Origin of the sequence: Stenotrophomonas sp. SMYL89 (assembly GCF_036319985.1) — a bacterium.
Classification (GTDB): Bacteria; Pseudomonadota; Gammaproteobacteria; order Xanthomonadales; family Xanthomonadaceae; genus Stenotrophomonas; species Stenotrophomonas maltophilia_Q.
The window spans coordinates 97776-122206 of record NZ_JAWIRW010000007.1 but is presented as its reverse complement, the minus strand read 5'-3'; the positions used below and the strand labels follow the sequence as shown (position 1 = coordinate 122206).

Genomic DNA, 24431 nt, shown 5'->3' with positions numbered 1-24431 from the left:
CCCCCGCGCCCCGGCCCGCCTCTAGTATTGGTGCCCCGCCCGCCGGCGGGCCCCCCCCCCCCCCCCCCCGCCACTACCTCATTCCTCCGGCGAAGGCGGGTTCGACGCCAGCAGTTCCAGATGGCGCTGTTCCATTTCCTGGCGCAGCTGGCGGCGGATCTGCGCGGCGGCCTGGCGGCGCTTCTCGTCGGAGGTGGCCGGCTGCAGGGGCGGTACCGGCGTCGGCCGGCCTTCCTCGTCCACCGCCACCATCGTGAAGAAGCAGCTGTTGGCATGGCGCACGCTGCGCTTGAGGATGTCCTCGGCCACCACCTTGATGCCGATCTCCATCGACGAGGTGCCCGTGTAGTTCACCGAGGCCAGGAAGGTGACCAGCTCGCCCACCGCGATCGGCTGGCGGAACATCACCTGGTCCACCGACAGGGTGACCACGTAGCTGCCGGCATAGCGGCTGGCACAGGCGTAGGCCACCTGGTCGAGCAGGCGCAGGATGGCGCCGCCGTGGACCTTGCCGGAGAAATTGGCCATCTCCGGCGACATCAGCACGGTCATGGACAGCTGGTGGGTTTTCAGTTCGGTCGACATGCACCGATTGTATCGGCGTGGCGTAGCTCTTGTAGAGCCGAGCCCATGCTCGGCTGCTCTTGGCGCAGGCAAAGGAAAGCCGAGCATGGGCTCGGCTCTACAAAAAGCAGAAGGGCCGCTTGCGCGGCCCTTCGTCTGTCTTACTTCAGCTTCGCGTCGGCGCGCAGGGCGGCGGCGCGGTCGGTCTTCTCCCAGGAGAAGGCCGTGGCGTTGACGGTCTCGCCTTCGCCGTTGAGGTAGCTGAATTCCTTCGGCTTGCGGCCGAAGTGGCCGTAGGCCGCGGTCTGCTGGTACATCGGGTGCACCAGGTCGAGCATCTTGATGATGCCGTACGGGCGCAGGTCGAAGTGCTTGCGGATCAGCTTCTCGATCTTGTCGTCGCTGATCTTGCCGGTGCCGAAGGTGGTGACCGAGATCGAGGTCGGCTCAGCCACGCCGATGGCGTAGGAGACCTGCACTTCGCAGCGGTCGGCCAGGCCGGCGGCAACCACGTTCTTGGCGACGTAGCGGGCCGCGTAGGCAGCCGAACGGTCGACCTTGGACGGGTCCTTGCCGGAGAAGGCGCCACCACCGTGACGGGCCCAGCCGCCGTAGGTGTCGACGATGATCTTGCGGCCGGTCAGGCCGCAGTCGCCCACCGGGCCACCGATCTCGAACTTGCCGGTCGGGTTGATGTGGAACTTGGTGCCCTTGTGCAGCCACTTGGCCGGCAGCACCGGCTTGATGATCTCTTCGCGGACGGCCTCGATGAGGTCCTTCTGCTTGATGCCCGGGGCATGCTGGGTCGACAGCACCACGGCGTCGATGGCCGAGACCACGCCGTTTTCATAGCGCAGGGTGACCTGGCTCTTGGCGTCCGGACGCAGCCACGACAGCGGCGAGTTCTTCTTCTTGCGGATCTTGGCCTGCTGCTCGACCAGGCGGTGCGACAGGTGGATCGCGGCCGGCATGTGGCTGTCGGTCTCGTTGGTGGCATAGCCGAACATCAGGCCCTGGTCGCCCGCGCCCATTTCTTCCGGCTTCTTGCGATCCACGCCCTGGGCGATGTGCGGCGACTGCTTGCCGATCAGGTTCAGCACGCCGCAGGTGGCGCCGTCGAAGCCGACGTCGGAGCTGTCGTAGCCGATGTCCGTGATGACCTTGCGGGTCAGCGCTTCCAGGTCGATCCAGGCGCTGGTGGTGATTTCACCGGCAACAATGGCAACACCGGTCTTGACCATGGTCTCGCAGGCCACGCGGGCGCGCTGGTCCTGGGTCAGGATCGCGTCCAGCACCGCATCGGAGATCTGGTCGGCAACCTTGTCCGGATGGCCTTCGGAGACCGACTCGGAGGTGAAGAGATAGCTGGACATCAGGCGTAATATCCCTTGATTCGGATGGAAAGATGGGCGCGCATGATACACGGGGTGCGCCGCCTGTGCATTGTGAACCTGTACCGGTTGCCGGTGGTTAAGCCCGCGTAGGCCCGGCAAGGGCCGTCCTGACGGGATTGGGCCCCAGCCTCGAGGCCCAGTGTTCCACCAGCGTGACAACGGGCGGGACGGCCGCCGGCCCCGACCGCGCAGGCAGCGACCTCGCCGCAAAGGCGGGCCGGCCGTCATCGTTCTGCCCCGAAACCGCCATCTGGCTGCCGTCTGCCGGGCGCAGGCTGTCGGCCAATCCGGCCGCCGGGCATGAGTGGATCTGCCATGCAGGAACTTGAACAGCGTCTCCAGCAACGCTTTCCCGATTGGTTCCATGGCCGTCGTGGCCAGCTGGCGCGGCCATTGCTGCGCAGCGTCGGGCGCTGGTCGCGGTTGGACCAGATCGAAGCTTTCCTGCAGCGCAGTGCAGGATTGCGCGGATTCGGCTTCGTTGCTGCCGGGCTGGAGTTCGTCGATGGCCAGTACCAGGTGGATCCGGCCGCGCTGGCGAAGATCCCGGCCACGGGCCGCCTGCTGATTGTTGCCAATCATCCGTCCGGGGCGCTGGATGCACTGGCGCTGCTGGACGCGGTCGGCCGCATCCGCCGCGATGTTCGGATCGTGGCCAACGACCTGCTGGGAGCCATCGCGCCGCTGCAGGATCTGCTGCTGCCGGTGCGCATCCTTGGCGGCAAGGCCCAGCGTGGCAGCCTGCACGCCGTGGAGGAGGCGCTGGCGGCCGAGCAGTGCGTGATCGTATTCCCGGCTGGCGAGGTCTCACGCCTCTCGCTGCGCGGCATCCGCGACGGTCGCTGGCAGCGGGGGTTCGTGCGCTTTGCCCGCGCCGCCGGTGCGCCGGTGCTGCCGGTGCGGGTGGAGGCGCGCAACTCGGCGCTGTTCTATGGCGCCTCGACCCTGTTCAAGCCGGCCGGTACCGCGCTGCTGGCGCGCGAGATGTTCACCCGCCGTGGCCGTCCGCTGCGCCTGTGCATCGGTGAGCCGATGCAGCTGGGCAAGGGCGGTGACCCGGGCGCGCAGCTGTTGGCCGTGCGCCGCGCGCTGTATGCGCTGGGCCGTAATGGGGCGGCGGGCGATGCCGCTGCTGTTGCAGGTCCGGAGCCGCTGGCGTCGCCGGTACCACCTTCGCAGGTTGCCGCCGGCATTGCCGCAGCCACCCAGCTGGGCCAGACCGCTGACGGCAAGCAGATCCTGCTGGCGACCTGCAGCGCCGATTCACCGCTGCTGCTGGAACTGGGCCGCCTGCGCGAGCTGACCTTCCGCCAGGTAGGCGAGGGCACAGGGCGCAGCCGCGACCTGGACGATTACGATCCGCGGTACGAACACATCGTGATCTGGGACGCAGCCGCGCAGCGCATCGCCGGCGCCTACCGGATCATGCGCGGCGCCCAGGCACTGGCCCGGCACGGCCTGTCCGGGCTCTACAGCGCATCGTTGTTCCGCTATTCCGACGACGCCATCACCCACATCGCCGAAGGCCTGGAACTGGGCCGCAGCTTCGTGGTGCCCGATTACTGGGGCAGCCGCAGCCTGGACTACCTATGGCAGGGCATCGGCGCCTACCTGCAGTGCCGGCCCGGCATCCGCTACCTGTTCGGTGCGGTGTCGATCAGTGCGGCGCTGCCGCGCGATGCGCGCGAGCAGCTGGTGGCGTACTACCAGCGCTACTACAGTGGCACCGCCGGTCTGGCCGAGTCGAACCGGCCGTTCCAGTACTTCGCCGCGCCGCCGAGTTTCGGCGAACTGGATGCCGGTGCTGCGTTCGATGTACTGAAAGCCAACCTGGCTGCACTCGGCACCGGCGTGCCCACGCTGTACCGCCAGTACACCGATCTGTGCGAACCGGGGGGCGCACGCTTCCTCGCCTTCGGCGTGGATCCGGACTTCAGCGATTCGATCGATGGCCTGATCGAAGTGGACCTGTGCGCGATCCGGCCGAACAAGCGCAAACGCTACCTGCGCGACGCGGGGACGCCGGCATGAGCACGCTGGCGAACCTGTCGCCACACCGGCGCGCAGTGTTCGTCTCCGACGTGCACCTGGGGTCACGTCACTGCCATGCCACCGAACTGGCACGGTTTCTCTCGCAGCTGCGCTGTGAACGGCTGTATCTGGTCGGCGACATCATCGACCTGTGGTGGATGGCGCATCGCCGTGCCAACTGGCGGCAGTCGCACAGCGAAGTCATCCAGGCCCTGCACGCGCTGCGCCGTGCAGGCACCGAGATCATCTATATCCCCGGCAACCACGATGCCTCGCTGCGCCAGGTGTGCGGGCTGATGCTGCCGGCGATGCAGGTGCGCCGCCGCGCCATCCACGTGACCGCCGATGGCCGCCGGCTGCTGGTCGCGCATGGCGACGACTACGACGGCGTGACCCACTTCGGCGGCCTGCAGGAAAAGTTCGGTGACTGGCTGTACTACCGCATCCTCACCGGCAACCAGGCGCTGAATGCAGTGCGGCGCCGGCTGGGCATGCGCTACTGGTCGCTGTCGGAGTTCCTGAAAAAGCGCAGTGGTGCGGCCGAACGCTACATCGAGCGCTTCGTGCAGGCCGGGCTGGACGACGTGCGCCGGCGTGGCCTGGATGGCGTCGTCTGTGGCCATATCCACCGCGCCGCGCTGGTCGAACGCGACGGCCTGGTCTATGCGAACGATGGCGACTGGGTGGAAAGCTTGACCGCGCTGGTCGAAGACCACGACGGCGCGCTGCGCCTGCTGGACCACAACGGGCAGACCCTGGTGGAGCTACCGGGCGCGCGCTTGTCACAGGCGGCGTAACCCGCGTCGGTCCTCTTGTAGCGCCGAGCCCATGCTCGGCTGCCGTTACACGCAACGAAGAGCAGCCGAGCATGGGCTTGGCTCTACATGCACCACCCGTAAGCCGTTAGCATCGGCCCATGGATTCCCTGACCCAGATCGTACTTGGTGGCGCCGTCGCCGCTGCCATTGCTCCGCCCGGCCATCGCCGTGCGGCCCTGCTGGCCGGTGCCGCGCTCGGCACTCTGCCGGACCTCGACGCGCTGTGGCTCGGCTTCACCGCCACCGACCCGGTAGCGAACATGGTCGAGCACCGCAGCTTCAGCCATTCGTTGCTGGTGCTGCCCTGGGTGGCGGCGCTGATCTGGTGGTTGTTCAAGCGCTGTGGAAATGGCCGGGTCGCGCAGTCACCGGTGCGCTGGTTCTGGGCGATCCAGCTGGCGCTGGTGACCCACCCGGTGCTGGATGCGTTCACTGTCTATGGCACCCAGTTGTGGTGGCCGCTGCGGCCACATCCAACCATGGGCTCCAGCGTCTTCATCATCGACCCTGCATACACGGTGTGGCTGCTGCTGGGCTACGTGCTGGCCTGGTTCGGTCGTGCGCGCCCCTGGGTCGGCAAGGTGCTGGGGGCATCACTGCTGGTCAGCAGCGCATACCTGGGCTGGGGCCTGGTGGCCAAGGCGCAGGTCGACCGCGTCGCGCAGCAGAGCCTGGCCGCGATGGGCCTGGCCGATGCGCCGCGCTTCTCGGTACCGATGCCGTTCAACACGCTGCTATGGCGGGTAGTGGCGATGACGCCCAATGGCTACGTGGTCGGAGACCGGTCGCTGGTCGCCGATCATGGGCCGATGCAGTTCGAAGGCCATCCCTCCAACGTGCAGGCACTGCGCGAGGCGCAGGCGATTCCGGCGGTGCAGCGACTGCAGTGGTTCAACCGCGGCTTCATGCGTGCGCAGGTCGTTGACGGGCGTCTGGTGCTGAGTGATCTGCGCATGGGCCTGGAACCGGATTACACCTTCAACTTCGCCGTGGCCGAACAGGTGGACGGGCAGTGGCGGCCGATCGTGCCCGAACAGCTGCGCGTGAACTACAGCAGCCCGGCAGCACGCGCCGACGCCGGGCGCCGGCTGGCCGCGATGTGGCAGCGCATCTGGCACGAGCCGGCAGCATCCGCGACCGGCGCTGCGCACCCGTAGATCCACGCCATGCGTGGATGGTGCGAACAACAGCCACGCATGGCGTGGCTCTACTGCGGCTGGCGGTTGAGCTTGATCGAACGGTTCAGCACCTGGCGCGGCACGTTGGCGATGTCAAAGCCAACGAACGCCAGCAGGAACTGCAGCCCGGAGATCAGCGCGACCATGGCGATCATGATGGTACCCACCGGCGTGGCGACATCGGCCTGGGCCGACCGCACCCAGTGGTACAGCCCGAACAGCCCCCCGAAGGCGAGCAGGCTGCTGCCGGCGACCAGCTCCAGCGACGCGATGCTGAGGTCGCGCAGGAAATAGTTGTAGGCAATGCGCTTGAGCGTGTTGCGCAGGTGCTTGATGGTGAACTCACCCAGGATGCGACCGATGCGCAGGTTGCTGGTTTCGTCGCCGTAGTGGGCATCCATCGCCACATCCTGCACGACCGCGCGCACGGTGTTCAGTCGGAACAGCATGTCGGTCTCGAAGAAATAGCGGTCGCTGACCGCCTCGAGCTTCAGGTGGCTGGCGACCTTGGCATGGATGGCGGTGTAGCCATTGGTCGGATCGAACACCTGCCAGTACCCGGACGAAGCCTTGGTCATGAAGGACAGCAGCAGGTTGCCCAGGCGCCGCACTGGAGGCATGCGGCGGATGTGGGTCAGGTTCCAGAATCGGTTGCCCTTGGTGTAGTCGGCATGGCCGTCGGCGATCGGCGCGACGAAGTCCATCAGCAGCGCTGGGTCCATCTGCCCATCGCCATCGACCTTGACCAGAATGTCCATGCCATCGGCGATGGCCGCGCGGTACCCGGTCTTGATCGCGCCGCCGACGCCGAGGTTGTGCTGATGGAACAGCACGGTGATCCGCGGGTCGTTGGCTTCGGCCTGGATCAGGCGGCCGCTGCCGTCGGGGCACGCATCGTCCACGCAGTAGATCGCCGTTACCGCATCATCGATCGCCGCCAGCACGGACAGCACGTGGCGGGTCACTTTGTAGCAGGGGATGATCACGGCGATCCGAGCCGGCGTGGATGCGGAGGGCGAAGTGGTGGTCATCTGATTCATGGGGCTGGGTGGGCCAGCAGGGGTTTTGCCGGCAGTTCCACCAGATCCCCCTGGAGCACCCGTGGTGTGTCGCCCTCAGGCGCTACGGTGATGTGGTGGTAGCGGTTGAAGGTGAAGTTGAACTGCTCGTCGGGCAGGGACGGGAAGTAGCGGCGGAAGTAATCCATCTGTGGCAGGTACAGCACATGGTTCACGGCGGGAATGCCAACACCCGGCAGGAGGGCCCCGAACCCACCGGGAGCCACCAGCGCGCCTTCGGTCGTGGTGGCTGAGCCGCGGGCCTGCAGGGAGTGCAGGACGGCGGTGCGGTCCATTGCGAAGATCGGGCCGGCCGGCTGCACGGGATTGAACAGGCCGTTGCCCAGCAGGTTGGCCAGCGCGGCCGTGGCCAGCACCAGGCTCGCGGCGTGAACCGACAACTGCGGGCGCCGCGCGGCGACGGCGAGTGCGGCCAGGCACAGGTAGGGAATGGCGTCGGCAGCGCTGTGCAGGCGACTGAACTGGCCTTCACCGAACAGGAACTTGGCCAGGCTGCCGACCATCAGCAGCGCCGCCAGAAGCAGCAGGCGCCAGCGCTGCAGGCGCACGCCGCAGTGCACCAGGATCATCGCGCAGGCGATGTTGAGCAACAGGCCGAAGGCCAGCAGTGCGCGAGCGGGGGGCACCATCGACAGGGTGGTCAGTTTGCCAACTACGGCAGGCACAGGCAGGAAGATCCAGCAGGCGATGAACAGCAGGCCGGCGGCCAGGATCAGCAGGGAGCTGCGATGGCTTTTCGCCCATTCACGCAGCCGTGCGCCATCGGCCAGCACCAGGGTGAACAGCGGCAGCAGGCTGCCCAGCACCGCGATTTCGCAATCGTTGGATGCCTTGAACAACGGCAGCGGGGCGAACCGGTAGGTCATCAGGTTCGGGAAGAGGTGCGCGAGCAGGCTGGTCAGGCCGACACCGCCACCGGCGCTCTGGCGCTGGCCGGGGTACACCGTGTTGCGCACGATCGGGATGATGTCGTGGAAGTAGCCGACGAACACCGCCAGTGCGATCGCGCCTGCGATGGCGGCATCGACCAGACGTACAACGGTGATGGCATCGCGCCGGACCGCCAGCACCAGCACCGCCAGGGCAAGCACCGAGGAAATGATGAAAGGCGGGTAGGACACCGCGATCAGCCATGCCGCCAGTGCATAGGCGCAGGCCACGATGCGCAGCGCGCGATGGCCGATGCCCAGCCATGCCACCGCAACCCAGGGTGCCAGCGCGAAGGCACCGGCATTACTGGTCCACCAGACCTGCACGAACGGCGCGAAGAACAGCGTGGTCGAAACCAGTACTGCGGCTAGTGCCGGCATCCGCAGTTGGCGCAGGAGCAGGGCCCATCCGCTCAGGAAGGCCATGGCCATGAACATGAAGAAGAACGAATAGGCGTTCGCTGCAGGCAGCATGAAGAACGCCCAGTGGTACGGCTTGAACAGCAGCCCCCAGTCCTGCAGCGGCAGCGCCTGGAAGGTGCGCAGTGACTCGTGGTATGCCGAGTGCGCATTGAACTGCCCGAAGTCGTTGTTGACCGCGATCTGGATGTACGGCGTGAACACCATCCATTCGTCGGTGCGGATGTAGCGGGCGGTACCGAGCAGCGGCTGCTGCGGGGTCAGGCCGAGGTACTCGTAGGCCAGCGAGTAGGAAGAAGGCGTCAGTGCGAGCGCGACATACAGGATGCACAGCAGCGCCATGATCCCGGCAAGCAGGCGAACCTGGCCAAGGCGAAGTCCGCCCGTCTGGCCCGGGTCCTGGGCAGGGAAAGGCGTTCGGCCGTTGTCGTTCATCATGCTCCCGCAGGTCAGGTCCATCCGCGCGCGACAGGCTCACGCACCGATGCTCTGCTGCCGCACGGGGAGAGGCCCCGGCACGCGCCGTTCCGAGGCCGGGACTGCGGGATTCTAGCCGGTTGCTGCCGGAGCCGCAGGCCACCCTGTGGCGAGGACCGGCCTCAATACACCGTCGCGCGGCCCTGCACGAACGAATAGAAGAACACCGCGTTCGGATCGTTCTGCACCAGCCGGAATTCGCGGCGCATGCCTTCCACGGTTTCCTCGTCCACCGAGCCGGCCTGCAACAACTGGTCTGCCGCCGACAGCAGCAGCTGTTCCCAGAACGCGATCATTGTCTTGCGACGTGCCGGTTCACGGTTATCCAGGTGGATGGTCTTGATCTCGGTGTGCACGTCGCGGAAGCCACCGGCCAGCAGCAGGTTGCCCAGCTTGGCGCCGACGAACGGGTCGCCCCCGTGGTCGTACTGGAAATCGTTGAAGGCCATCCAGTAGCGCCAGATATGCGGCGAATACGGGTCGAGCAGGAACGAGGCGTTCATCACCTCGGTGATGTAGACCGGCGACCCCGGGGCCAGAACGCGACGCACTTCACTCAACACGCGTGCCGGTGACGGAACGTGTTCCAGCACCCAGCACAGGAACGCCGAATCGAAGCTGCGCGCCTCGAAGGGCAGTTCGCCGGCGTCAGCCTGCTGCAGGGTGTAGCGGTCGCTGCACCATGGTGTGCGCGACAGGTTCTCGCGTGCAGTCTCCAGCTGGGTCTCGCTCAGGTCCACGCCGGTCACGTGCAGTTCCGGGAAGCGGCGCAGCAGGATCTCGGTCTGCGCACCCACGCCGCTGCCGACTTCCAGCAGGCGCCGCGCGCCGCTGTAGTCGATCTGGCCGAAGATGCTCGATTCCAGCAGGCGCGCCTGGGTCATCAGGCGCTGCTGCTCGGTGCCGGAGAACCCGTGCAGGTAGGTCGGGGAGGAGATCGGCGGGGTCATGACGGCGGGCTCATGTAGCGTCGAGCTGGCTCGACTGTTCGGAAACGCGGGGCTGGCGGCTCAGGCCGCCGAAGGCAGCGCCGGTTCCCCGGCGATCAGGCGGTCGAAGTACTCGGTGGTCAGTGCGATCTGGCTCTGCGGATCTTCGGCACGGTTGACCACTGCTCGGAAGGCGGCGTTCTCTGGCCGGTCCTTGGCATACCAGCCCAGGTGCTTGCGCGCGATGCGCACGCCCTGGGGCTCGCCATAGAACGCATGCAGTGCGTGCAGGTGGCCAAGCAGGATGTCGCGTACTTCCGCCAGTGACGGTGGTGGAAGTTCCTCGCCGGTGGCCAGGTAGTGCGCCACTTCGCGGAAGATCCACGGCCGGCCCTGCGCCGAGCGGCCGATCATCACCGCGTCCACGCCGGTTTCCTTCAGGACGTAGGCGGCCTTCTGTGGCGAATCGATATCGCCGTTGGCGATCACCGGAATGCGCAGCGCGGCCTTGATCTCGGCGATGGTGCCGTACTCGGCCTGGCCGGTGTAGTGCTGGTCGCGGGTGCGGCCATGCACCGCCAGCGCCGCGATGCCGCTGTCCTCGGCGATGCGCGCGATCAGCGGGCCATTGCGATGGTCGCAGTCCCAGCCGGTGCGGATCTTCAGCGTGACCGGCACGTCCACCGCGTTGACCACGGCTTCGAGGATGCGCGCCACCAGCTGCTCGTCGCGCATCAGTGCCGAACCCGCCCAGGCGTTGCATACCTTCTTGGCCGGGCAGCCCATGTTGATGTCGATGATCTGCGCGCCGTGGTCGACGTTGTAGCGCGCGGCCTCGGCCAGCTGCTGCGGTTCGGTGCCGGCGATCTGCACACTGATCGGTGCCGGCTCGCCGTCATGGTCCATGCGGTGGATCGACTTGCGCGTGTTCCAGAAGCGCGGGTCGCTGATGGTCATTTCCGAGGCAGCCAAACCCGCGCCCAGCCGTTTGCACAGCAGGCGGAAGGGCTTGTCGGTGACGCCGGCCATGGGCGCCAGCACGACGTTGGGGGCAATGGTGTACGGGCCGATCTGCATGCGCCCATTGTAGGGCGCGGGCGGCGGTACGGCCGTGTCGGGCGCGGTCCGGTTCAGGCCGATCGGCACCGACCTCATGCCTTACCGGCATCAGCAGATGCTTGACGGTTGCTTCCGCCGCCCCCAAGGGCGGGCGATGGTAGGCGGCTACCCCAGGCTCTGCCAGGCCTGGCGGGTGCCCAGCGCGAAGGCCAGCCCCAGGCTGAGGCACACCAGTGAACTGACGACCCAGAAGCGCCGGCCGTTGTCTCCGGGCCGGAGCAGGGCCAGCCCGAAGCCCATCGCCGCGCGCAGCAGCAACAGCAGGGCGATGCCGGGCAGCACCAGACGGCTGGCCGGCAGCGGCGAATGCCAGCCCGCGGCGGCCAGTGCGTACAGGGTCCAGGCCACCAGCACGGCCGTGATGCCGGCGGTCATCAGCGGCGGCCACCAGTGCCCCGCATGCGCCAGCCGGACCATGCGCTGGCCGGCACCGAAGGACCTGTACCAAGGGGCGCCAAAGGCGATGCAGCCGATATGCAGCAGGGCCGCAATGGCACTGCCGGCGGCCGCGACCAGCAACCAGGGGAATCCGTCCATCTCCTGCCCGTGCGAGGAAGCTGCGCGGATGGTGGGCGAGGGGCAGGGTGTGGGCAATGTGACAGGCGGTCGCAGGGGCTGGGAAACGGGCAAAAGAAAGGCCCGGGTGCCTGCACACCCGGGCCCTCTCATCCACGCATGGCGTGGAATTACTTTGCTTCGGCGTCGGACGGGGTGAAACGCGGCATTGCCGCAGCGGCGCCTTCCTTCTCGGTCGAACGGCCGGCGAACTGGTTGGCGAAGCGCACGTGGCGGGCGAACGGGGCGTCGGCCACCTGCGCCAGCGACGCGGCCAGCGCACCGTTGAAGGCGTCACCGGCACCGGTGGTGTCGATGGCCTGCACCTGTTCGGCACCGACACGGTAGTACGGCTGGGTATCGCCGCGCAGGTTCTCGTCGGCATGCGAGACGAACACGCCCACCGAACCCAGGGTCACCACCACCGTGCCGTTGCCGACCAGCTTGCGGCACAGCGCATGCAGGCTGGCGCCATCCAGTGCGGCCACGTCGTTGGCATCCACGCGCTCGCCGACATGGCGGCCGAGCAGGGCGGCGAACTCGGTCTCGTTCGGGGTGATCACATCGGCCAGCTTGAGCAGGCCGATGGTCGAGGGGGCGTCGGCCGGTGCGGTGTTGAGCACCGTGGTGACGCCGGCCTCGCGTGCCGTGGCCAGCGCCGCTTCAATCGTCTGCACCGGCGATTCCAGCTGCACCAGCACCACCTTGGCGCCGGTCAGCAGCGCCTGCTGCTGTTGCAGGAAGTCGGTGCTGAGCGCGGCGTTGGCGCCCGGGCCGATCACGATGGTGTTGCGGCCGCGCGCGTCCACATAGATGCCGGCGGTGCCGGTCGGCTCGCTGCTGGCTTCGGCGATCAGGCCGAAACCATCCTGCGCGGCCAGTTCACGCGCGGTGGCGCCACCGGCGTCATCGCCCAGCGCGCACACGAAGTGCGTCTCGGCGCCGGCGCGGCAGGCGGCCACGGCCTGGTTGAAGCCCTTGCCACCCGGGCCGGTGCTGTAGCGGCCGGCAATGGTCGCGCCCGGTGCCGGCAGTGATTCGCACCGCCACACGTGATCGACATTGAAGGAACCGACGACAACGACACTGCTGCTCATAGGGAATCTTTTCTCAACCAAGGGTTCAACTGAAGTGCGTCAGCACGCCGGCGATGGTCGCCGTCATGAAGGTGGCAATGGTACCGCCCAGCACCGCGCGCAGGCCGAACTTGGCCAGGTCGTGGCGACGTTCCGGGGCCAGGCCACCGATGCCGCCGATCTGGATGGCGATCGAGCTGAAGTTGGCAAAGCCGCACAGTGCGTAGGTGGCGATCAAGCGACCTTCGTTGGACAGGCTCACGCCGGCCACCTGGCCGTTCACGATCTGCGACAGCTCGGTGTAGGCCACGAATTCGTTGATCACGACCTTCTGGCCGATCAGCGAACCAACGGTGGTGGCATCGGCCCACGGCGTGCCGATCACCCAGGCGATCGGGGCAAGCACGTAACCGAAGATGGTCGACAGGTTGGTCGGCTTGCCGATCTGCGCGGCCAGGCCGGTCACTTCACCGATCCAGGTCAGCGGGGCGTTCAGCAGCGCGATCAGGGCGATGAAGGCCAGCAGCATTGCGCCGATGTTCAGCGCCAGCTTCAGGCCGTCACCGGCACCGGCGGCGGCCGCGTCGATGATGTTGCTGGAGGTCTTCTCCACTTCCATCTTCACCGTGCCGCGGGTGAGCGGGGTGCCGGTTTCCGGAATCAACAGCTTGGCCACGACCAGGGTGGCCGGCGCGGCCATGATGCTGGCTGCCAGCAGGTGCTTGGCGTAGAACGCCTGCTGCACCGGGTCGCCGCCGCCGAGCATGCCCACGTAGGCGGCCAGCACGCCGCCGGCGATGTGCGCCATGCCGCCGATCATCATGGTCAGCAGCTCGGACTGGGTCATCTTGGCGATGTACGGGCGCACGGTCAGCGGCGCCTCGGTCTGGCCGATGAACACGCTGGCGCAGACGCTGGTGGTTTCCGCACCGGACACGCGCATCACCTTGGTGATCGCCCACGCCATCACGCGCACGATCGCCTGCATGATGTTCAGGTGGTACATCACGCCCATCAGCGCCGAGAAGAAGATGATGGTCGGCAGCACCTGGAAGGCGAAGATGAAGCCGTAGTTCTTGGTGTCCATCAACGAGCCGAAGATGAAACCGGAGCCCTCGTTGACGAAGCTCAGCACCTTGACGAAGCCGTGGCCCAGCGCGTCGAACACGTCGCGCCCGCCCGGCACCAGGATCACCAGCGCCGCGAAGGCGATCTGCAGGGTGATACCGGTGGCAACCAGCTTCCAGTCAACCGCACGCTTGTTATTGGAAAACAACCAGGTGATGCCGATCAGCACCGCCAACCCGAACAGGCCGAAGCCGATCCTGCCCAAACCTTCGACCATGTGAGTGACTCCCCTGGGGCGTCGCGAAAAACGGGAAGCCTAGTGCAGGGCCGGGGCCGGGGCAAGGAAAAGCAGCGTGCGCGCACCCATCGGTACCGATCAGGCCAGCAACGGCAAGGGCTTGCGGCCGGCGGCGACAGGTAGAATGGGGATCGATCCCGGCCCGGATGCGGGCCCGCAGCAGGAGATTCGCATGCAATACCGTCGCCTGGGCTCCACCGGCCTGCCGGTTTCCGCCCTTTCCTTCGGCGCCTGGGTGACCTTCGGTGACCAGATCCCGCGCGATGAGGCCCGCAACCTGGTGGCCGCCGCCTGGGATCATGGCGTCAACTTCTTCGACAACGCCGAGGGCTATGCCAATGGCCGCGCCGAACAGGTGATGGGCGACGTGATCAGCGACCTGCGCCTGCCGCGCGACGGCTTCTGCGTGTCCAGCAAGGTGTTCTTCGGCAGTGCCAAGGACCCGCGTCCGACCCAGCGCGGCCTGTCGCGCAAGCATGTGACCGACGCCTGCCATGCCGCGCTCAAGCGTCTGCGGGTGGATTACCTGGACCTTTATTACTGCCACCGCCCGGATCCGGACGCGCCGATCGCCGAGACCGTGCACGCCATGGATACCCTGGTGCGGCAGGGCAAGATCCTCTACTGGGGCACTTCGGAGTGGTCGGCGGTGCAGATCCAGCAGGCGCTGGATTTCGCCGAAGGGCACAACCTGCAGGGCCCGTCGATGGAGCAGCCGCAGTACAACCTGCTGCACCGCGAGCGGGTGGAGGTCGAGTACGCACCGCTGTACGCCCGCGCCGGGCTGGGCACCACCATCTTCTCGCCGCTGGCCTCGGGCCTGCTGACCGGCAAGTACGATCAGGGCATTCCGGCCGATGCGCGGCTGGGCCGGGAAGGCATGGAATGGCTGCAGGACCTGGTGCTGGGCACCGACGCCGAGGCCCGCCTGGGCCAGGTGCGCCGCTTCAGCGAAGTCGCGCGCGCGCTGGGCCAGGCTCCGGCCACGCTGGCCATCGCCTGGTGCCTGCGCAACCCCAATGTCTCCAGCGTGATCCTCGGCGCCAGCCGGGTCAGCCAGTTGCTGCAGAACCTGCAGGCGCTGGAGGTGCTGGAGCAGGTCGATGCCGCCGGCTGGGCCGAGGTCGAAGCCGTCTTCGCCTGACCCCCGGGGCCGACCGGGCCTGAGGCCTCGGTCGGGCCGGCTCGGCCGAGGGAACGGGATCGGGATCGGGATCGGACTCGGTAGAGTCGACTGTTAGTCGACTGCTTCGAATAGCCGACTGCTTCGAATAACCGACTGCTTCGAGCAACAGCAGTCGACTAACAGTCGACTCTACAAATCTGTGTTGCCATTCGATTGGCAAAATCTATCGAATTTTAAAATTCGATCATTAATCCCATCAATCAAATTGAGAATGGTTGTTGATTGTCAACTGAGAATCATTATCATTTGACTCGTCCCTCGCACGAGTCCAGATGCTCATGAATGCTCAACCTGTACTGCTGCGCCCCGAAACGCTGACCCTCCGCGATCGACCGGTCCGCGTCGTTCCGCCGGAAGAGGTCATCGACAGCGAAGCCCTGCTCAAGGGCCGTCGTGAAATCCTGATCCAGCACGGCGACCGCTTCTATCGCCTGCGGCACACCAGCAACGACAAGCTGATCCTGACCAAGTAATCGCGGTCTGGTCGCCCGCCTCCCTCCCTCCTGCCGGCTGCGCCGACGGGGTGGGCGACCCGTCCGCTCCCGCTCTCTCCCCCTCGGTCTACCGCGTGCACCTTCCGGGTGTGCCGGTAACCGGGGGTTCCCCTGCCTGACCGAACGAACCCGATGACCCGCCATACCGCCCTTTGCCTTGCTGTCTGGATGGCGCTGCCGCTGTCCGCCCACGCTGCTGCCACTGCTGCCCCCGATGCGCGCGAATTCGATCGGGTGCAGGTCACCGCCACCCGCACCGAGCGGGCCGTGAGCGACGTGGCGGCCACCGTGGACGTCATCGACCGTGAGCAGATGGACCGGCACCTGGTGCAGGACATCAAGGACCTGGTGCGTTACGAACCGGGCCTGTCGGTCACCCGCAGCGCGACTCGCTTCGGCCTGGATGGTTTCCGCATCCGTGGCCTGGACGGCAACCGCGTGCGCATCCAGACCGACGGCATCGTCATGCCGACCCGGTTCGACATCGGTTCGTTCGCCAGTTCCAACCGCAACTTCACCGACCTCGACACGCTCAAGCGGGTGGAGATCGTGCGTGGGCCGGCCAGTTCGCTGTACGGCTCCGATGCACTCGGTGGCGTGGTCGCCTTCGTGACCAAGGACCCGGCCGACTACCTCAAGGACGGCAAGAACAGCTACTTCGGCCTGAAATTCGGCTACGACGGTGAATGGAAGGGCCTGCTCGGCGGTGCCACGGCCGCCTTTGGTGGCGACCACTGGAGCGGCCTGGTCAACGTCAACCACCACCAGGGCCAGGAAACCGACAACAAGGGCACGGTACGCAGCGACAACGACACCCGCACCGCGTCCAATCCGCAGGATCGCGACGGCCGCAGCCTGCTCAGCAAGCTGGTCTATGCGCCGAGCGAGGACCAGCGCTTCCGCTTGACCGTGGAAGGCAACGAAGACACCACCGATACCAATGTGCTGTCGGCGATCGCCAGCGTTGCACCGCGCCCTGGCGCGCTTGCCGCGGCCACTGGCATGAAGTCCCACGACACCCAGAAGCGCAACCGTGTGTCCTTCGCCCACGAGATGGATGCGCTGGACCAGCCGTTCGCCGACAGCCTGCATTGGCAGGTGTACGCGCAGAACAGCGAAACCCGGCAGCAGACCGACGAGACCCGCACCGACGGCACCCGCCGCCACCGCGTGTTCTCCTTCGACCAGCATGCCTATGGCCTGCAGGCGCAGTTCAACAAGGCGTTCACCACCGGCGGTGTCGAGCACGCATTGACCTACGGGTTCGAAGGCACCCGTACCGAGATCCGCCAGAAGCGCGATGGCTATCAGGTCAACCAGGCTGGGGTGGTCAGCAACACGGTGCTGCCGGACACCTTCCCGGTGCGTGACTTCCCGATCAGCAAGACCACCGAGCTGGGCCTGTATGCACAGGATGAGATGCGCTTTGCCGATGGCCGGCTGTCGCTGGTGCCGGGCGTGCGCGTGGACCGTTACGAGCTGAAGCCGGAAGTGGACAGCATCTTCGCCGAAGACAACCCGACCACGGCCGTGGCGCAGCTGAAGAAGACCAGCGTGTCGCCGAAGCTGGGCATGGTCTGGCGCTTCACCGACGAATGGTCGCTGTTCGCCGGTTATGCGCGTGGCTTCCGTTCGCCGCCGTACAACGACGTCAACATCGGCCTGACCAACGTCGCCTTCCGCTATACCGCCATCGCCAATCCGGACCTGAAGCCGGAAACCAGCGACGGCTACGAACTGGGCCTGCGCTTCATCGCGCCGGCGGCGTACGTCAGCGTCAGCGGCTACTACAACGACTACAAGGATTTCATCCAGTCCAACGTCGATACCGGCCGCAACGCACAGGGTTTGACCGTGTTCCAGTCGCAGAACATCGCCGACGCGCGCATCTATGGCGCGGAAATGAAGGCCGGCATCGAGTTCGGCGAACTCAGCCCGGCGCTGAAGGGCTGGGCGCTGCGCAGTGCGTTGGCATGGTCGCGTGGCGACAACCGGACCGATGACGAACCGCTGGCCTCGGTCGATCCGTTGCGCGGCACGCTGGGCCTGATGTACGACACCGATACCTGGGGCGTTGAACTGGCCGGCACCTTCGTGCAGCGCAAGAAGCGGTTGCCACCGCCTGCTGCGCAGACCAATCCGAACGCACCGGCACCGTTCGTCTACCAGCCGGCCGGCTACGGCGTGCTGGACCTGATGGCGCACTGGAACTTCGCACCGGGTGCCACCTTCAACGTCGGCGTGTTCAACCTGGCCGACAAACGCTATATCGAGTGGTCGTCGATCACCCCGAGCCTGATCACCAATCGCGCGTTGAGCGATCGTTTCAGCAGCCCGGGCCGTACCTTCTCCGCCAGTCTTGCCGTTTCCTGGTGACCTCATGAGCCGAGCACTGTCCGCACGCAGGAATGATTCCATCGCCGCGCCGCACAGCGCGGCCTGGCCGACCCCGGCACAGCTGGCCACGCTCGGCACCGTGTTGTGCCTGTACCACGCCGACGGCAACGAGCTGGGCGGCTGGCGCCAGGCCGTACGCGTGCACGCCTGCCAGGGCGTGGACAGTGAAGGCCTGCGTGAGAGCCTGTGCTTCCTCGATGGCCGCGGCCGCTGCGTGTGGCGCCTGTACCTGCTGCCGGACAGCGATTTCCTGGCCTGGGACCGGTTGGTGGCCGCGCTGCCGCCGGGCCCACAGCACGACAGCGACGGCAGTGTCGGCGAACGCCTGTGGCGGCGCCTGGCCGGTCATCTCGGCGGCCAGCGCTGGCGCCTGTGTGCGCTGCGCCTGCATGCCGCCGATGATGGGCGCACACTCGCGGCCAGCCTGTCGACGCTGTCGTCGCTGGGCGCAGCCACCGCACGCCGCATCGCCCGCCTGGAAGGGGCCGAGGGCGAGTTGGCCATCGACGACTGCTGCTGCGCCGACGCCGCACGCCGGCCGGCACCGCGGGCTCCCGGCGACCTGCCGCTGATCCGCCTCTGATCCTTTTCTGATGGAACGCCCGACGGCCATGGATGGCCTCTCAACGAACCTGCAACCCCGAAGGAATATCCCGATGAAGCTCCAGACAGCCAGCGTACTGCTGTTGCTCGCCGCCAGCGGCGTGGCCAGCGCGCAGCCCGCCGACAGCGCCCGCGACCACGACAGCATCCTGGCCATGCAGGGCGAGTACACCGTGGATTTCGCCTTCGACGAAACCGTGCTGCTGAAGCCGGGCTATGAGCGTGCGCCAGCGATGCGCAGCGGTGGCAACGAAGTGGTCATCGTGGTCGAGGACACCCCGAAGCGCATCGTGCTGCAACACCTGCTGCTGGACGAGAAGAGCGGCCACATCACCAAGCATTGGCGCCAGGACTGGGTGTACGAAGCACCCAACCGTTTCGAGTTCAGTGCCGACCAGACCTGGCAGGTGCGCAGCATTCCGGCGGCGGTGAACCAGGGTGCCTGGACCCAGTGCGTGTATGAAGTGAGCGATGCACCGCGCTACTGCGGCACAGGCAAATGGACCTACACCAACAACGTGCCTAGCTGGACCAGCGACCTGAGCTGGCGACCGCTGCCGCGTCGTGAGTACACCAAGCGCAGCGACTACAACGCGCTGGCCGTGATCAACCGCCATACGCTGACCCCGAACGGCTGGACCCATGAGCAGTTCAACACCAAGGTGCAGCGCAACGCCGATGGCAGCCAGGTGGAGATCGCGCGCGAGTTCGGCTTCAACGACTACGTGAAGACCACCGAGATCGACTTCACCCCGGCGCGCGACTACTGGAAGGCCACCGCCGGCTACTGGGCCAAGGTGCGTCAGCGCTGGGACGGCTTCCTCGGCGAGGCCCCGGGCGTGCACCTGAAGACCAAGCTGGACGGCATGGCGATGATCATCCCGATGTTCACCCAGGCCGAAGAGATCCAGGCCGGCAAGAAGGTGAAGGACACGCAGATCGACGACGTGTTCGCCAAGTACGTGGAAAAGGCCCGGTAAGGTCGAGCCTGGCTCGACGGCCTGGTAGGTGCCGAGCTGGCTCGGCACGCTCTTCCGTGCATCCACGCATGGCGTGGAACTAGCGGTTCCGGCGTCGCGTCAGGCCTCCCGCAGGGCCAGGGCCGGCGAGGTGTGCAGGATGCGCCGCGTGCCCCACCAACCGGCCAGCAGGCTCAATCCGATGCCGACCACGCCGCCCAGCAGAAGTCCTGGCCAGGGTGGCAGCAACGGCAGCTCGAACACCTTCTGCGAAACCACCACGCCAATGGCCGCGGCCGCGCCCACCGCAAGCAGCGCGGCCAGTGTGCCCAGTGCGCCGAACTCGACCAGGACCGCGCCACGCAGCTGGCGCCGGGTCGCGCCCAGCGTGCGCAGCACGGCGCTGTCGTAGCGACGCTCGCCGGCCGTGGCCTGCAGCGCGGCCAGCAGCACCAGCACACCAGCCAGCAGGCTGAACACCATCACCAGCTGCACCGCCTGCGCCACGCGTTCCATCACATCCCGCACCTGCGAAATCACCGCATCCACATCGAGAAGTGACAGGTTCGGTTGCGCACGCACCAGCTCGCCCAGCCCGGCCGCCTTGCCGGCCGGCAGGTGGAATGCCGACAGCAGGTTGTGCGGGGTGTCACCCACGGCGTTCGGGTTCAATAGCACGAAGAAGTTGGGGCGGAAGGTGTTCCAGTCCGCCTTGCGCACGCTGGTGACGGTGAATTCGCGCTCCTGCTCGCCCACTGCAATGGTGATGCGGTCGCCGGGATACACGCCGTAGCGTTTGGCCCAGCCGATCTCCACCGAGGCTTCCGGCGCGGTGCTGTCGGCCTTCCAGAACGTGCCATTGACCAGCGTATTGGCCGGCGGGAAGGTGCTGCGCCAGCTGAAGTTCAACGGCCGGTTCTCGTCATCGTCATCGCGCTGGCCGCCCCGCGCCGGTTGCCCGTCCTGTCCGGGCTCGCGATCCACACGCAGAGGCGGCTTGCCGTTGATGGCGATCAGGCGCCCGGTGGCCATTGGTTCGATGCTGGCGTCATTGGCACCCAGCCCACGCAGTGTTGCCAGCACGCTGTCGCGCTGTTCGGGCTGGATGTTGATCAGGAAGTAGTTGGGCGTGTCTGCCGGCAGCCGCTCGCGCCACTGCTGCAGCAGGCCGGGGCCGGTCACGGCCAGCAGCAACAGCGCGCACAGCGACAGCGACAGCCCGACCAGCTGCATCACCGCCAGCAGCCGGCGCCGGGTCAGTGCGGCCAGGCCCAGTCGCCAGTTGCCATGCAGGCGATGCTGCAGGCCGCGCATCAACTGCAGCAGCACGAAGCCGACCACACCGGCCGCCACCGCCAGCGCGGCCAGGCCACCCAGTACCCACAGCGCCAGCTTGAGGTCACCGGTGACCTGCACCGCCAGCAACAGGCTTGCCCCCAGCGCAGCCACATAGGCCAGCAGCGAGGTGGGCGGCAGGGCGGCGAAGGAACGGTTGAGCACGCGCATCGGCGGCACCCCGCGCAGGCGCAGCAGCGGGGGCAGGCCGAAGCCGAACAGCAGCAACAGGCCGATGCCCGCACCGGTCAGCGCCGGCATCGCCTCCGGCAGCGGCAGGCGCTGCGGCACCAGGCTGCCCAGCACCTGTACCAGCCCTTCCTGCGCGGCCATGCCCAGGCCGATGCCAAGCGCACAGGCCGGTACCGCCAGCATCAACAGCTGCAGTGCCAGGCCGAGCAGGATGTCGCGCTGGCGCGCACCGAGGCAGCGCAGGATCGCCACCTGGTCGATGCGGCGCAGGGCGAAGCGGTTGGCCGCCAATGCGGTGGCCACGCCCGCCAGCAGCACCGCCAGCAGCGCGCTCAGGCCGAGGAAGCGGCCGGCCAGATCGAAGGCCTGGCGCACGCCGCGCTGGGTGTCATCCACGCTCAGCAGGCGCAGGCCCTTCACCTGTGGCAGCAGCCACTCACGCAGGGACGCGACCTGCCCGGCCGGTCCTGCAAACATCAGCCGGTAGTTGATGCGGCTGCCGGGGCCAAGCAGTCCCGTGCCTTCCACATCGGCGCGGTTGACCAGCAGGGTGGGGGAGAGCGTCAGCAGGTCGCCACCGGTATCCGGCTCGGCCTCGATGATGCCGGCGATGCGCAGCGTGCCGGCGCCGAACTCGAGATCATCGCCGGCCTTCAATCCCAGCCCCTGCAGCAGGCGCGGGTCGGCATAGGCCTGGCCCTTGGCCGGCATGCCGGCCTCGGCGATCAGGGCGCCGCCGGGTGTGGCCCGCACCCGCAGCGTGCCACGCAGCGGATAGCCCGCCTGCACCGCCTTGATGCTGGCCATCTGGCTGGCATCGCCGTTGAACAGCACGCTGCCGAAACTGGCGATGCGGGTGTAGGCCAGTCCACGCCGTTGTGCCTCGTCGGCGAATGCCTGGGACGGATCATCGCGCCCGGCAATGCCGAGGTCGCCGCCAAGCATCTCCGCCGCGCTGCCGGTCAGCGCCAGGTTGACCCGGTTCACCAGCGTGCCCACCGCGGTCATCACCGCCACGCCCAGCACCAGCGCGGCGAACACGGTCAGCAGGTCGCCGGCCAGCGCCTCGCGGCGCAGCGCGCGCCACGCGTGCCGCAGCAGGTTCATGCCTGCGCCCCACGCTCGACCGGCAGCAGGCGGCCGTTGTCGATGCGGTGGATGTACTGGCAACGCTGGGCCAGGCGCAGGTCGTGGGTGACCAGCACCAGGGTGGTGCCGCTGCCGGCGTTGAGTTCGAACAGCAGGTCGCTGATGTGCTGGCCGGTGGCGTGGTCCAGCGAGCCGGTCGGTTCGTCGGCGAACAGGATGCGTGGGCGGGTGACGAAGGCACGCGCCAGTGCCACGCGTTGCTGTTCACCGCCGGACAACTGGCGCGGGTAGTGGCGGGCGCGATGGGACAGGCCGACCTGGGCCAGCACCTCATCGACCCGCGCACGATCCTCGCGCCCGGCCAGTTCCAGTGGCAGCGCGATGTTCTCGGCGGCGGTCAGCGCCGGCAGCAGGTGGAAGCTCTGGAACACGAAGCCGACTTCGCGCGCGCGCAGCTGGGCGCGGGCCTCCTCGTCCAGCGCCGACAGGTCCTGGCCCGCCAGCGCGATGCGGCCGCGACTGGGCAGGTCCAGCCCGGCAAGCAGGCCGAGCAGGGTGGTCTTGCCGGAACCGGAGGCGCCGACGATGGCCACGCTGGTGCCTTCATGGACCGTCAGGGTGATGTTGTCCAGTATGTGGACTTCACCCTCCGGGCCCTGCACGGACTTGCCGACCTGGTCGACGGCGATGGCGACGGGCGCGCTGCGGGGGGGCAGGCTGTCGATGAGGAGACTCCAATGCGCAAGACGGGATGGAGCCGGCGAGCCGGCGCGATGATGGTGCTGCTGCTAGCGTTCCTGCTGTTGCCGGGGCTGGCCTGTGCCAAAGGTCCGGCCGGCACCGTGCTGGTGCTCGGCGACAGCCTCAGTGCTGCCCACAATATCCCCGCTGACGCCGGCTGGGTCAGCCTGCTGCAGCAGCGGGTCAGGCAGCAGTCGAAAACCCCGCCGCGCATCGTCAACGCCAGCATGAGCGGCGAGACCACCGCGGGCGCGCTGACCCGCCTGCCGGGCTTGTTGGCGAAGGAAAAGCCGACGGTGGTGGTGATTGCCCTGGGCGGCAACGACGCACTGCGCGGGCTGACCCCGGCCCAGGTGCAGGGCAACCTGGAGAAAATGGTGCAGGCCAGCCAGAAGGCCGGCGCCAAGGTACTGCTGCTGGGCATCGATGTGCCGCCCAACTACGGGCCCGCCTACCGCCAGCGCCTGGCTGCGGCGTACAAGGCTCTGGCCACGCAGTACAGGGTGCCGCTGCTGCCCTTCCTGCTGGAGGGTGTGGCGCTGCAGCCGGGCATGATGCAGGCTGACGGCCTGCATCCCACCGCACAGGCGCAGCCGAAGGTTCTCGACAATGTCTGGCCGCTGCTCAGGCCACTGCTCTGAACCGTTTGATTTCCTCTTGACGGAACTTCACATCACGTCCACCGTCGATCCGGCATGTTTCACAAAGCTGAAGTTAGAGGGAATCACATGCGTCAGACGAAGGAGACCTCCGGCTTGGTGCTGGTGGTCGAAGACAACCGCAACATCTCCGAGATGATCGGGGAATACCTGGAAGGTCGCGGCTTCGAAGTCGACTATGCACAGGACGGCCTGGATGGCTACCGCCTTGCGGCGGAGAACAGCTATGACGTCGTGGTGCTCGATCTCATGTTGCCGCGCCTGGATGGCATCGAAGTGTGCCGTCGCCTGCGCAATGATGCGCGCAAGTCCACCCCGGTGCTGATGCTCACGGCACGCGACACGCTGGACGACAAGCTCACCGGCCTCGGTTTTGGTGCCGATGACTACCTGACCAAGCCGTTCGCGATCCAGGAGCTGGAAGCCCGCCTGCGCGCGCTGATCCGTCGCGAACGTCGCCAGGTCGGTTCGGAAGTGCTGAAGGTCGCCGACCTGGTGCTCGACCCGGTCAGCATGCGTGCCACCCGTGCCGGCACCGAGCTGCAGCTTTCGCCGATCGGCCTGCGCCTGCTGACCATCCTGATGCGCGAATCGCCGCGCGTGGTCACCCGCCAGGAGATCGAGCGCGAGATCTGGGGCAACGGGCTGCCGGATTCGGACACGCTGCGCAGCCACCTGTACAACCTGCGCAAGATCATCGACAAGCCGTTCGACCGTCCGCTGCTGCATACCGTGCAGAGTGCCGGCTACCGCATTGCCGACATCGCCCAGCCGATGGCCTGAGCAGGGCCCGCGCCGGTGCAGCAGCAGGCCCGGCCGGGTGGTGGCCACGTACGAGGGC

21 protein-coding genes are annotated in these 24431 nt (G+C 67.2%); 10 read left to right on the top strand and 11 right to left on the bottom strand.

Translation table 11 applies throughout. From position 1 onward, the window contains the following. Window positions 1–78: 78 nt before the first annotated feature. Both V3B41_RS11090 and metK read right to left on the bottom strand, forming a co-directional pair. Complete coding sequence (locus V3B41_RS11090) at window positions 79–585, bottom strand: acyl-CoA thioesterase (protein ID WP_005415314.1); 507 nt, start codon at window positions 583–585, stop codon at window positions 79–81. Between the two features lie 140 nt (window positions 586–725). Further along, window positions 726–1937 carry a methionine adenosyltransferase gene (metK, locus tag V3B41_RS11085; RefSeq protein ID WP_197620260.1) on the bottom strand — a complete coding sequence of 404 codons (1212 nt, stop codon included), beginning with the start codon at window positions 1935–1937 and terminating at the stop codon, window positions 726–728. A 336-nt stretch (window positions 1938–2273) separates the two neighbouring features. On the opposite strand from metK, the gene V3B41_RS11080 reads away from it, so the two are divergent. From V3B41_RS11080 to V3B41_RS11070, 3 genes are all read left to right on the top strand, one after another. Further along, window positions 2274–3989 (top strand): lysophospholipid acyltransferase family protein, encoded by a 1716-nt coding sequence (locus V3B41_RS11080; RefSeq protein WP_329861064.1) that lies wholly within the window; start codon window positions 2274–2276, stop codon window positions 3987–3989. Then, the gene (locus tag V3B41_RS11075; RefSeq protein WP_329861062.1) at window positions 3986–4786 is read left to right on the top strand and encodes a UDP-2,3-diacylglucosamine diphosphatase; all 801 of its coding nucleotides are present in this window, start codon (window positions 3986–3988) and stop codon (window positions 4784–4786) included. The genes V3B41_RS11080 and V3B41_RS11075 overlap by 4 nt, the downstream gene beginning before the upstream one ends. A gap of 119 nt (window positions 4787–4905) precedes the next feature. Then, entirely contained in the window at window positions 4906–5964 is a 1059-nt protein-coding gene (locus tag V3B41_RS11070) for a metal-dependent hydrolase (RefSeq protein WP_197620262.1), read from the top strand. Window positions 5965–6014: 50 nt separating this feature from the next. On the opposite strand, the gene V3B41_RS11065 is transcribed toward V3B41_RS11070, so the two are convergent. From V3B41_RS11065 to V3B41_RS11035, 7 genes are all read right to left on the bottom strand, one after another. After that, complete coding sequence (locus V3B41_RS11065; protein WP_197620263.1) at window positions 6015–7025, bottom strand: glycosyltransferase; 1011 nt, start codon at window positions 7023–7025, stop codon at window positions 6015–6017. Further along, window positions 7022–8755 (bottom strand): hypothetical protein, encoded by a 1734-nt coding sequence (locus tag V3B41_RS11060; protein ID WP_329861058.1) that lies wholly within the window; start codon window positions 8753–8755, stop codon window positions 7022–7024. Before V3B41_RS11060 ends, V3B41_RS11065 begins: the two co-directional genes overlap by 4 nt. Window positions 8756–9012: 257 nt before the next feature. Beyond that, on the bottom strand, window positions 9013–9840 hold the full coding sequence (locus tag V3B41_RS11055) for a class I SAM-dependent methyltransferase (protein ID WP_049428873.1): 828 nt from the start codon (window positions 9838–9840) through the stop codon (window positions 9013–9015). Between the two features lie 60 nt (window positions 9841–9900). Beyond that, window positions 9901–10896: a tRNA dihydrouridine synthase DusB gene (gene dusB, locus V3B41_RS11050; RefSeq protein ID WP_049428920.1), complete on the bottom strand. Its 996-nt coding sequence runs from the start codon at window positions 10894–10896 to the stop codon at window positions 9901–9903. A 147-nt stretch (window positions 10897–11043) separates the two neighbouring features. Next, window positions 11044–11475 (bottom strand): hypothetical protein, encoded by a 432-nt coding sequence (locus tag V3B41_RS11045; protein WP_197620265.1) that lies wholly within the window; start codon window positions 11473–11475, stop codon window positions 11044–11046. 149 nt (window positions 11476–11624) lie between these two features. Then, on the bottom strand, window positions 11625–12590 hold the full coding sequence (locus V3B41_RS11040; protein WP_049428870.1) for a ribokinase: 966 nt from the start codon (window positions 12588–12590) through the stop codon (window positions 11625–11627). A 25-nt stretch (window positions 12591–12615) separates the two neighbouring features. Beyond that, window positions 12616–13914, bottom strand: coding sequence for a nucleoside transporter C-terminal domain-containing protein (locus V3B41_RS11035; protein WP_049428869.1), 1299 nt, complete (start codon window positions 13912–13914; stop codon window positions 12616–12618). Window positions 13915–14107: 193 nt separating this feature from the next. On the opposite strand from V3B41_RS11035, the gene V3B41_RS11030 reads away from it, so the two are divergent. The 5 genes from V3B41_RS11030 (at window position 14108) to V3B41_RS11010 (ending at window position 19595) form a co-directional block, all read left to right on the top strand. Then, on the top strand, window positions 14108–15079 hold the full coding sequence (locus V3B41_RS11030; RefSeq protein WP_049428919.1) for an aldo/keto reductase: 972 nt from the start codon (window positions 14108–14110) through the stop codon (window positions 15077–15079). Window positions 15080–15399: 320 nt separating this feature from the next. Continuing rightward, a complete protein-coding gene (locus V3B41_RS11025; RefSeq protein ID WP_005412278.1) occupies window positions 15400–15594 on the top strand; it encodes a hemin uptake protein HemP in 195 nt (64 codons plus the stop codon). Window positions 15595–15783: 189 nt separating this feature from the next. Next, window positions 15784–17991, top strand: coding sequence for a TonB-dependent hemoglobin/transferrin/lactoferrin family receptor (locus V3B41_RS11020; protein WP_197620281.1), 2208 nt, complete (start codon window positions 15784–15786; stop codon window positions 17989–17991). Between the two features lie 4 nt (window positions 17992–17995). Beyond that, complete coding sequence (locus tag V3B41_RS11015) at window positions 17996–18595, top strand: hypothetical protein (RefSeq protein ID WP_049428865.1); 600 nt, start codon at window positions 17996–17998, stop codon at window positions 18593–18595. Window positions 18596–18668: 73 nt separating this feature from the next. Further along, window positions 18669–19595 carry a DUF6607 family protein gene (locus tag V3B41_RS11010; protein ID WP_049428863.1) on the top strand — a complete coding sequence of 309 codons (927 nt, stop codon included), beginning with the start codon at window positions 18669–18671 and terminating at the stop codon, window positions 19593–19595. 99 nt (window positions 19596–19694) lie between these two features. Here the strand turns inward: V3B41_RS11010 and V3B41_RS11005 are convergent, their stop codons facing one another. Together V3B41_RS11005 and V3B41_RS11000 are read right to left on the bottom strand one after the other, a co-directional pair. Beyond that, a complete protein-coding gene (locus tag V3B41_RS11005; protein ID WP_049428861.1) occupies window positions 19695–22208 on the bottom strand; it encodes an FtsX-like permease family protein in 2514 nt (837 codons plus the stop codon). After that, window positions 22205–22852, bottom strand: coding sequence for an ATP-binding cassette domain-containing protein (locus V3B41_RS11000; RefSeq protein WP_049428859.1), 648 nt, complete (start codon window positions 22850–22852; stop codon window positions 22205–22207). Before V3B41_RS11000 ends, V3B41_RS11005 begins: the two co-directional genes overlap by 4 nt. Window positions 22853–22927: 75 nt before the next feature. On the opposite strand from V3B41_RS11000, the gene V3B41_RS10995 reads away from it, so the two are divergent. Beyond that, the gene (locus tag V3B41_RS10995) at window positions 22928–23572 is read left to right on the top strand and encodes an arylesterase (RefSeq protein WP_329861050.1); all 645 of its coding nucleotides are present in this window, start codon (window positions 22928–22930) and stop codon (window positions 23570–23572) included. An 87-nt stretch (window positions 23573–23659) separates the two neighbouring features. Then, window positions 23660–24373, top strand: a complete 714-nt coding sequence (locus V3B41_RS10990) for a response regulator transcription factor (protein ID WP_002811889.1) — start codon at window positions 23660–23662, stop codon at window positions 24371–24373. Window positions 24374–24431: the final 58 nt, after the last annotated feature.

Excerpts from the sequence above, each read along its gene's own strand:
- V3B41_RS11090 (WP_005415314.1), bottom strand. The coding sequence starts at position 585 with ATGTCGACCGAACTGAAAACCCACCAGCTGTCCATGACCGTGCTGATG.
- metK (WP_197620260.1), bottom strand. The coding sequence starts at position 1,937 with ATGTCCAGCTATCTCTTCACCTCCGAGTCGGTCTCCGAAGGCCATCCG.
- V3B41_RS11080 (WP_329861064.1), top strand. The coding sequence starts at position 2,274 with ATGCAGGAACTTGAACAGCGTCTCCAGCAACGCTTTCCCGATTGGTTC.
- V3B41_RS11075 (WP_329861062.1), top strand. The coding sequence starts at position 3,986 with ATGAGCACGCTGGCGAACCTGTCGCCACACCGGCGCGCAGTGTTCGTC.
- V3B41_RS11070 (WP_197620262.1), top strand. The coding sequence starts at position 4,906 with ATGGATTCCCTGACCCAGATCGTACTTGGTGGCGCCGTCGCCGCTGCC.
- V3B41_RS11065 (WP_197620263.1), bottom strand. The coding sequence starts at position 7,025 with ATGAATCAGATGACCACCACTTCGCCCTCCGCATCCACGCCGGCTCGG.
- V3B41_RS11060 (WP_329861058.1), bottom strand. The coding sequence starts at position 8,755 with ATGGCGCTGCTGTGCATCCTGTATGTCGCGCTCGCACTGACGCCTTCT.
- V3B41_RS11055 (WP_049428873.1), bottom strand. The coding sequence starts at position 9,840 with ATGACCCCGCCGATCTCCTCCCCGACCTACCTGCACGGGTTCTCCGGC.
- dusB (WP_049428920.1), bottom strand. The coding sequence starts at position 10,896 with ATGCAGATCGGCCCGTACACCATTGCCCCCAACGTCGTGCTGGCGCCC.
- V3B41_RS11045 (WP_197620265.1), bottom strand. The coding sequence starts at position 11,475 with ATGGACGGATTCCCCTGGTTGCTGGTCGCGGCCGCCGGCAGTGCCATT.
- V3B41_RS11040 (WP_049428870.1), bottom strand. The coding sequence starts at position 12,590 with ATGAGCAGCAGTGTCGTTGTCGTCGGTTCCTTCAATGTCGATCACGTG.
- V3B41_RS11035 (WP_049428869.1), bottom strand. The coding sequence starts at position 13,914 with ATGGTCGAAGGTTTGGGCAGGATCGGCTTCGGCCTGTTCGGGTTGGCG.
- V3B41_RS11030 (WP_049428919.1), top strand. The coding sequence starts at position 14,108 with ATGCAATACCGTCGCCTGGGCTCCACCGGCCTGCCGGTTTCCGCCCTT.
- V3B41_RS11025 (WP_005412278.1), top strand. The coding sequence starts at position 15,400 with ATGAATGCTCAACCTGTACTGCTGCGCCCCGAAACGCTGACCCTCCGC.
- V3B41_RS11020 (WP_197620281.1), top strand. The coding sequence starts at position 15,784 with ATGGCGCTGCCGCTGTCCGCCCACGCTGCTGCCACTGCTGCCCCCGAT.
- V3B41_RS11015 (WP_049428865.1), top strand. The coding sequence starts at position 17,996 with ATGAGCCGAGCACTGTCCGCACGCAGGAATGATTCCATCGCCGCGCCG.
- V3B41_RS11010 (WP_049428863.1), top strand. The coding sequence starts at position 18,669 with ATGAAGCTCCAGACAGCCAGCGTACTGCTGTTGCTCGCCGCCAGCGGC.
- V3B41_RS11005 (WP_049428861.1), bottom strand. The coding sequence starts at position 22,208 with ATGAACCTGCTGCGGCACGCGTGGCGCGCGCTGCGCCGCGAGGCGCTG.
- V3B41_RS10995 (WP_329861050.1), top strand. The coding sequence starts at position 22,928 with ATGCGCAAGACGGGATGGAGCCGGCGAGCCGGCGCGATGATGGTGCTG.
- V3B41_RS10990 (WP_002811889.1), top strand. The coding sequence starts at position 23,660 with ATGCGTCAGACGAAGGAGACCTCCGGCTTGGTGCTGGTGGTCGAAGAC.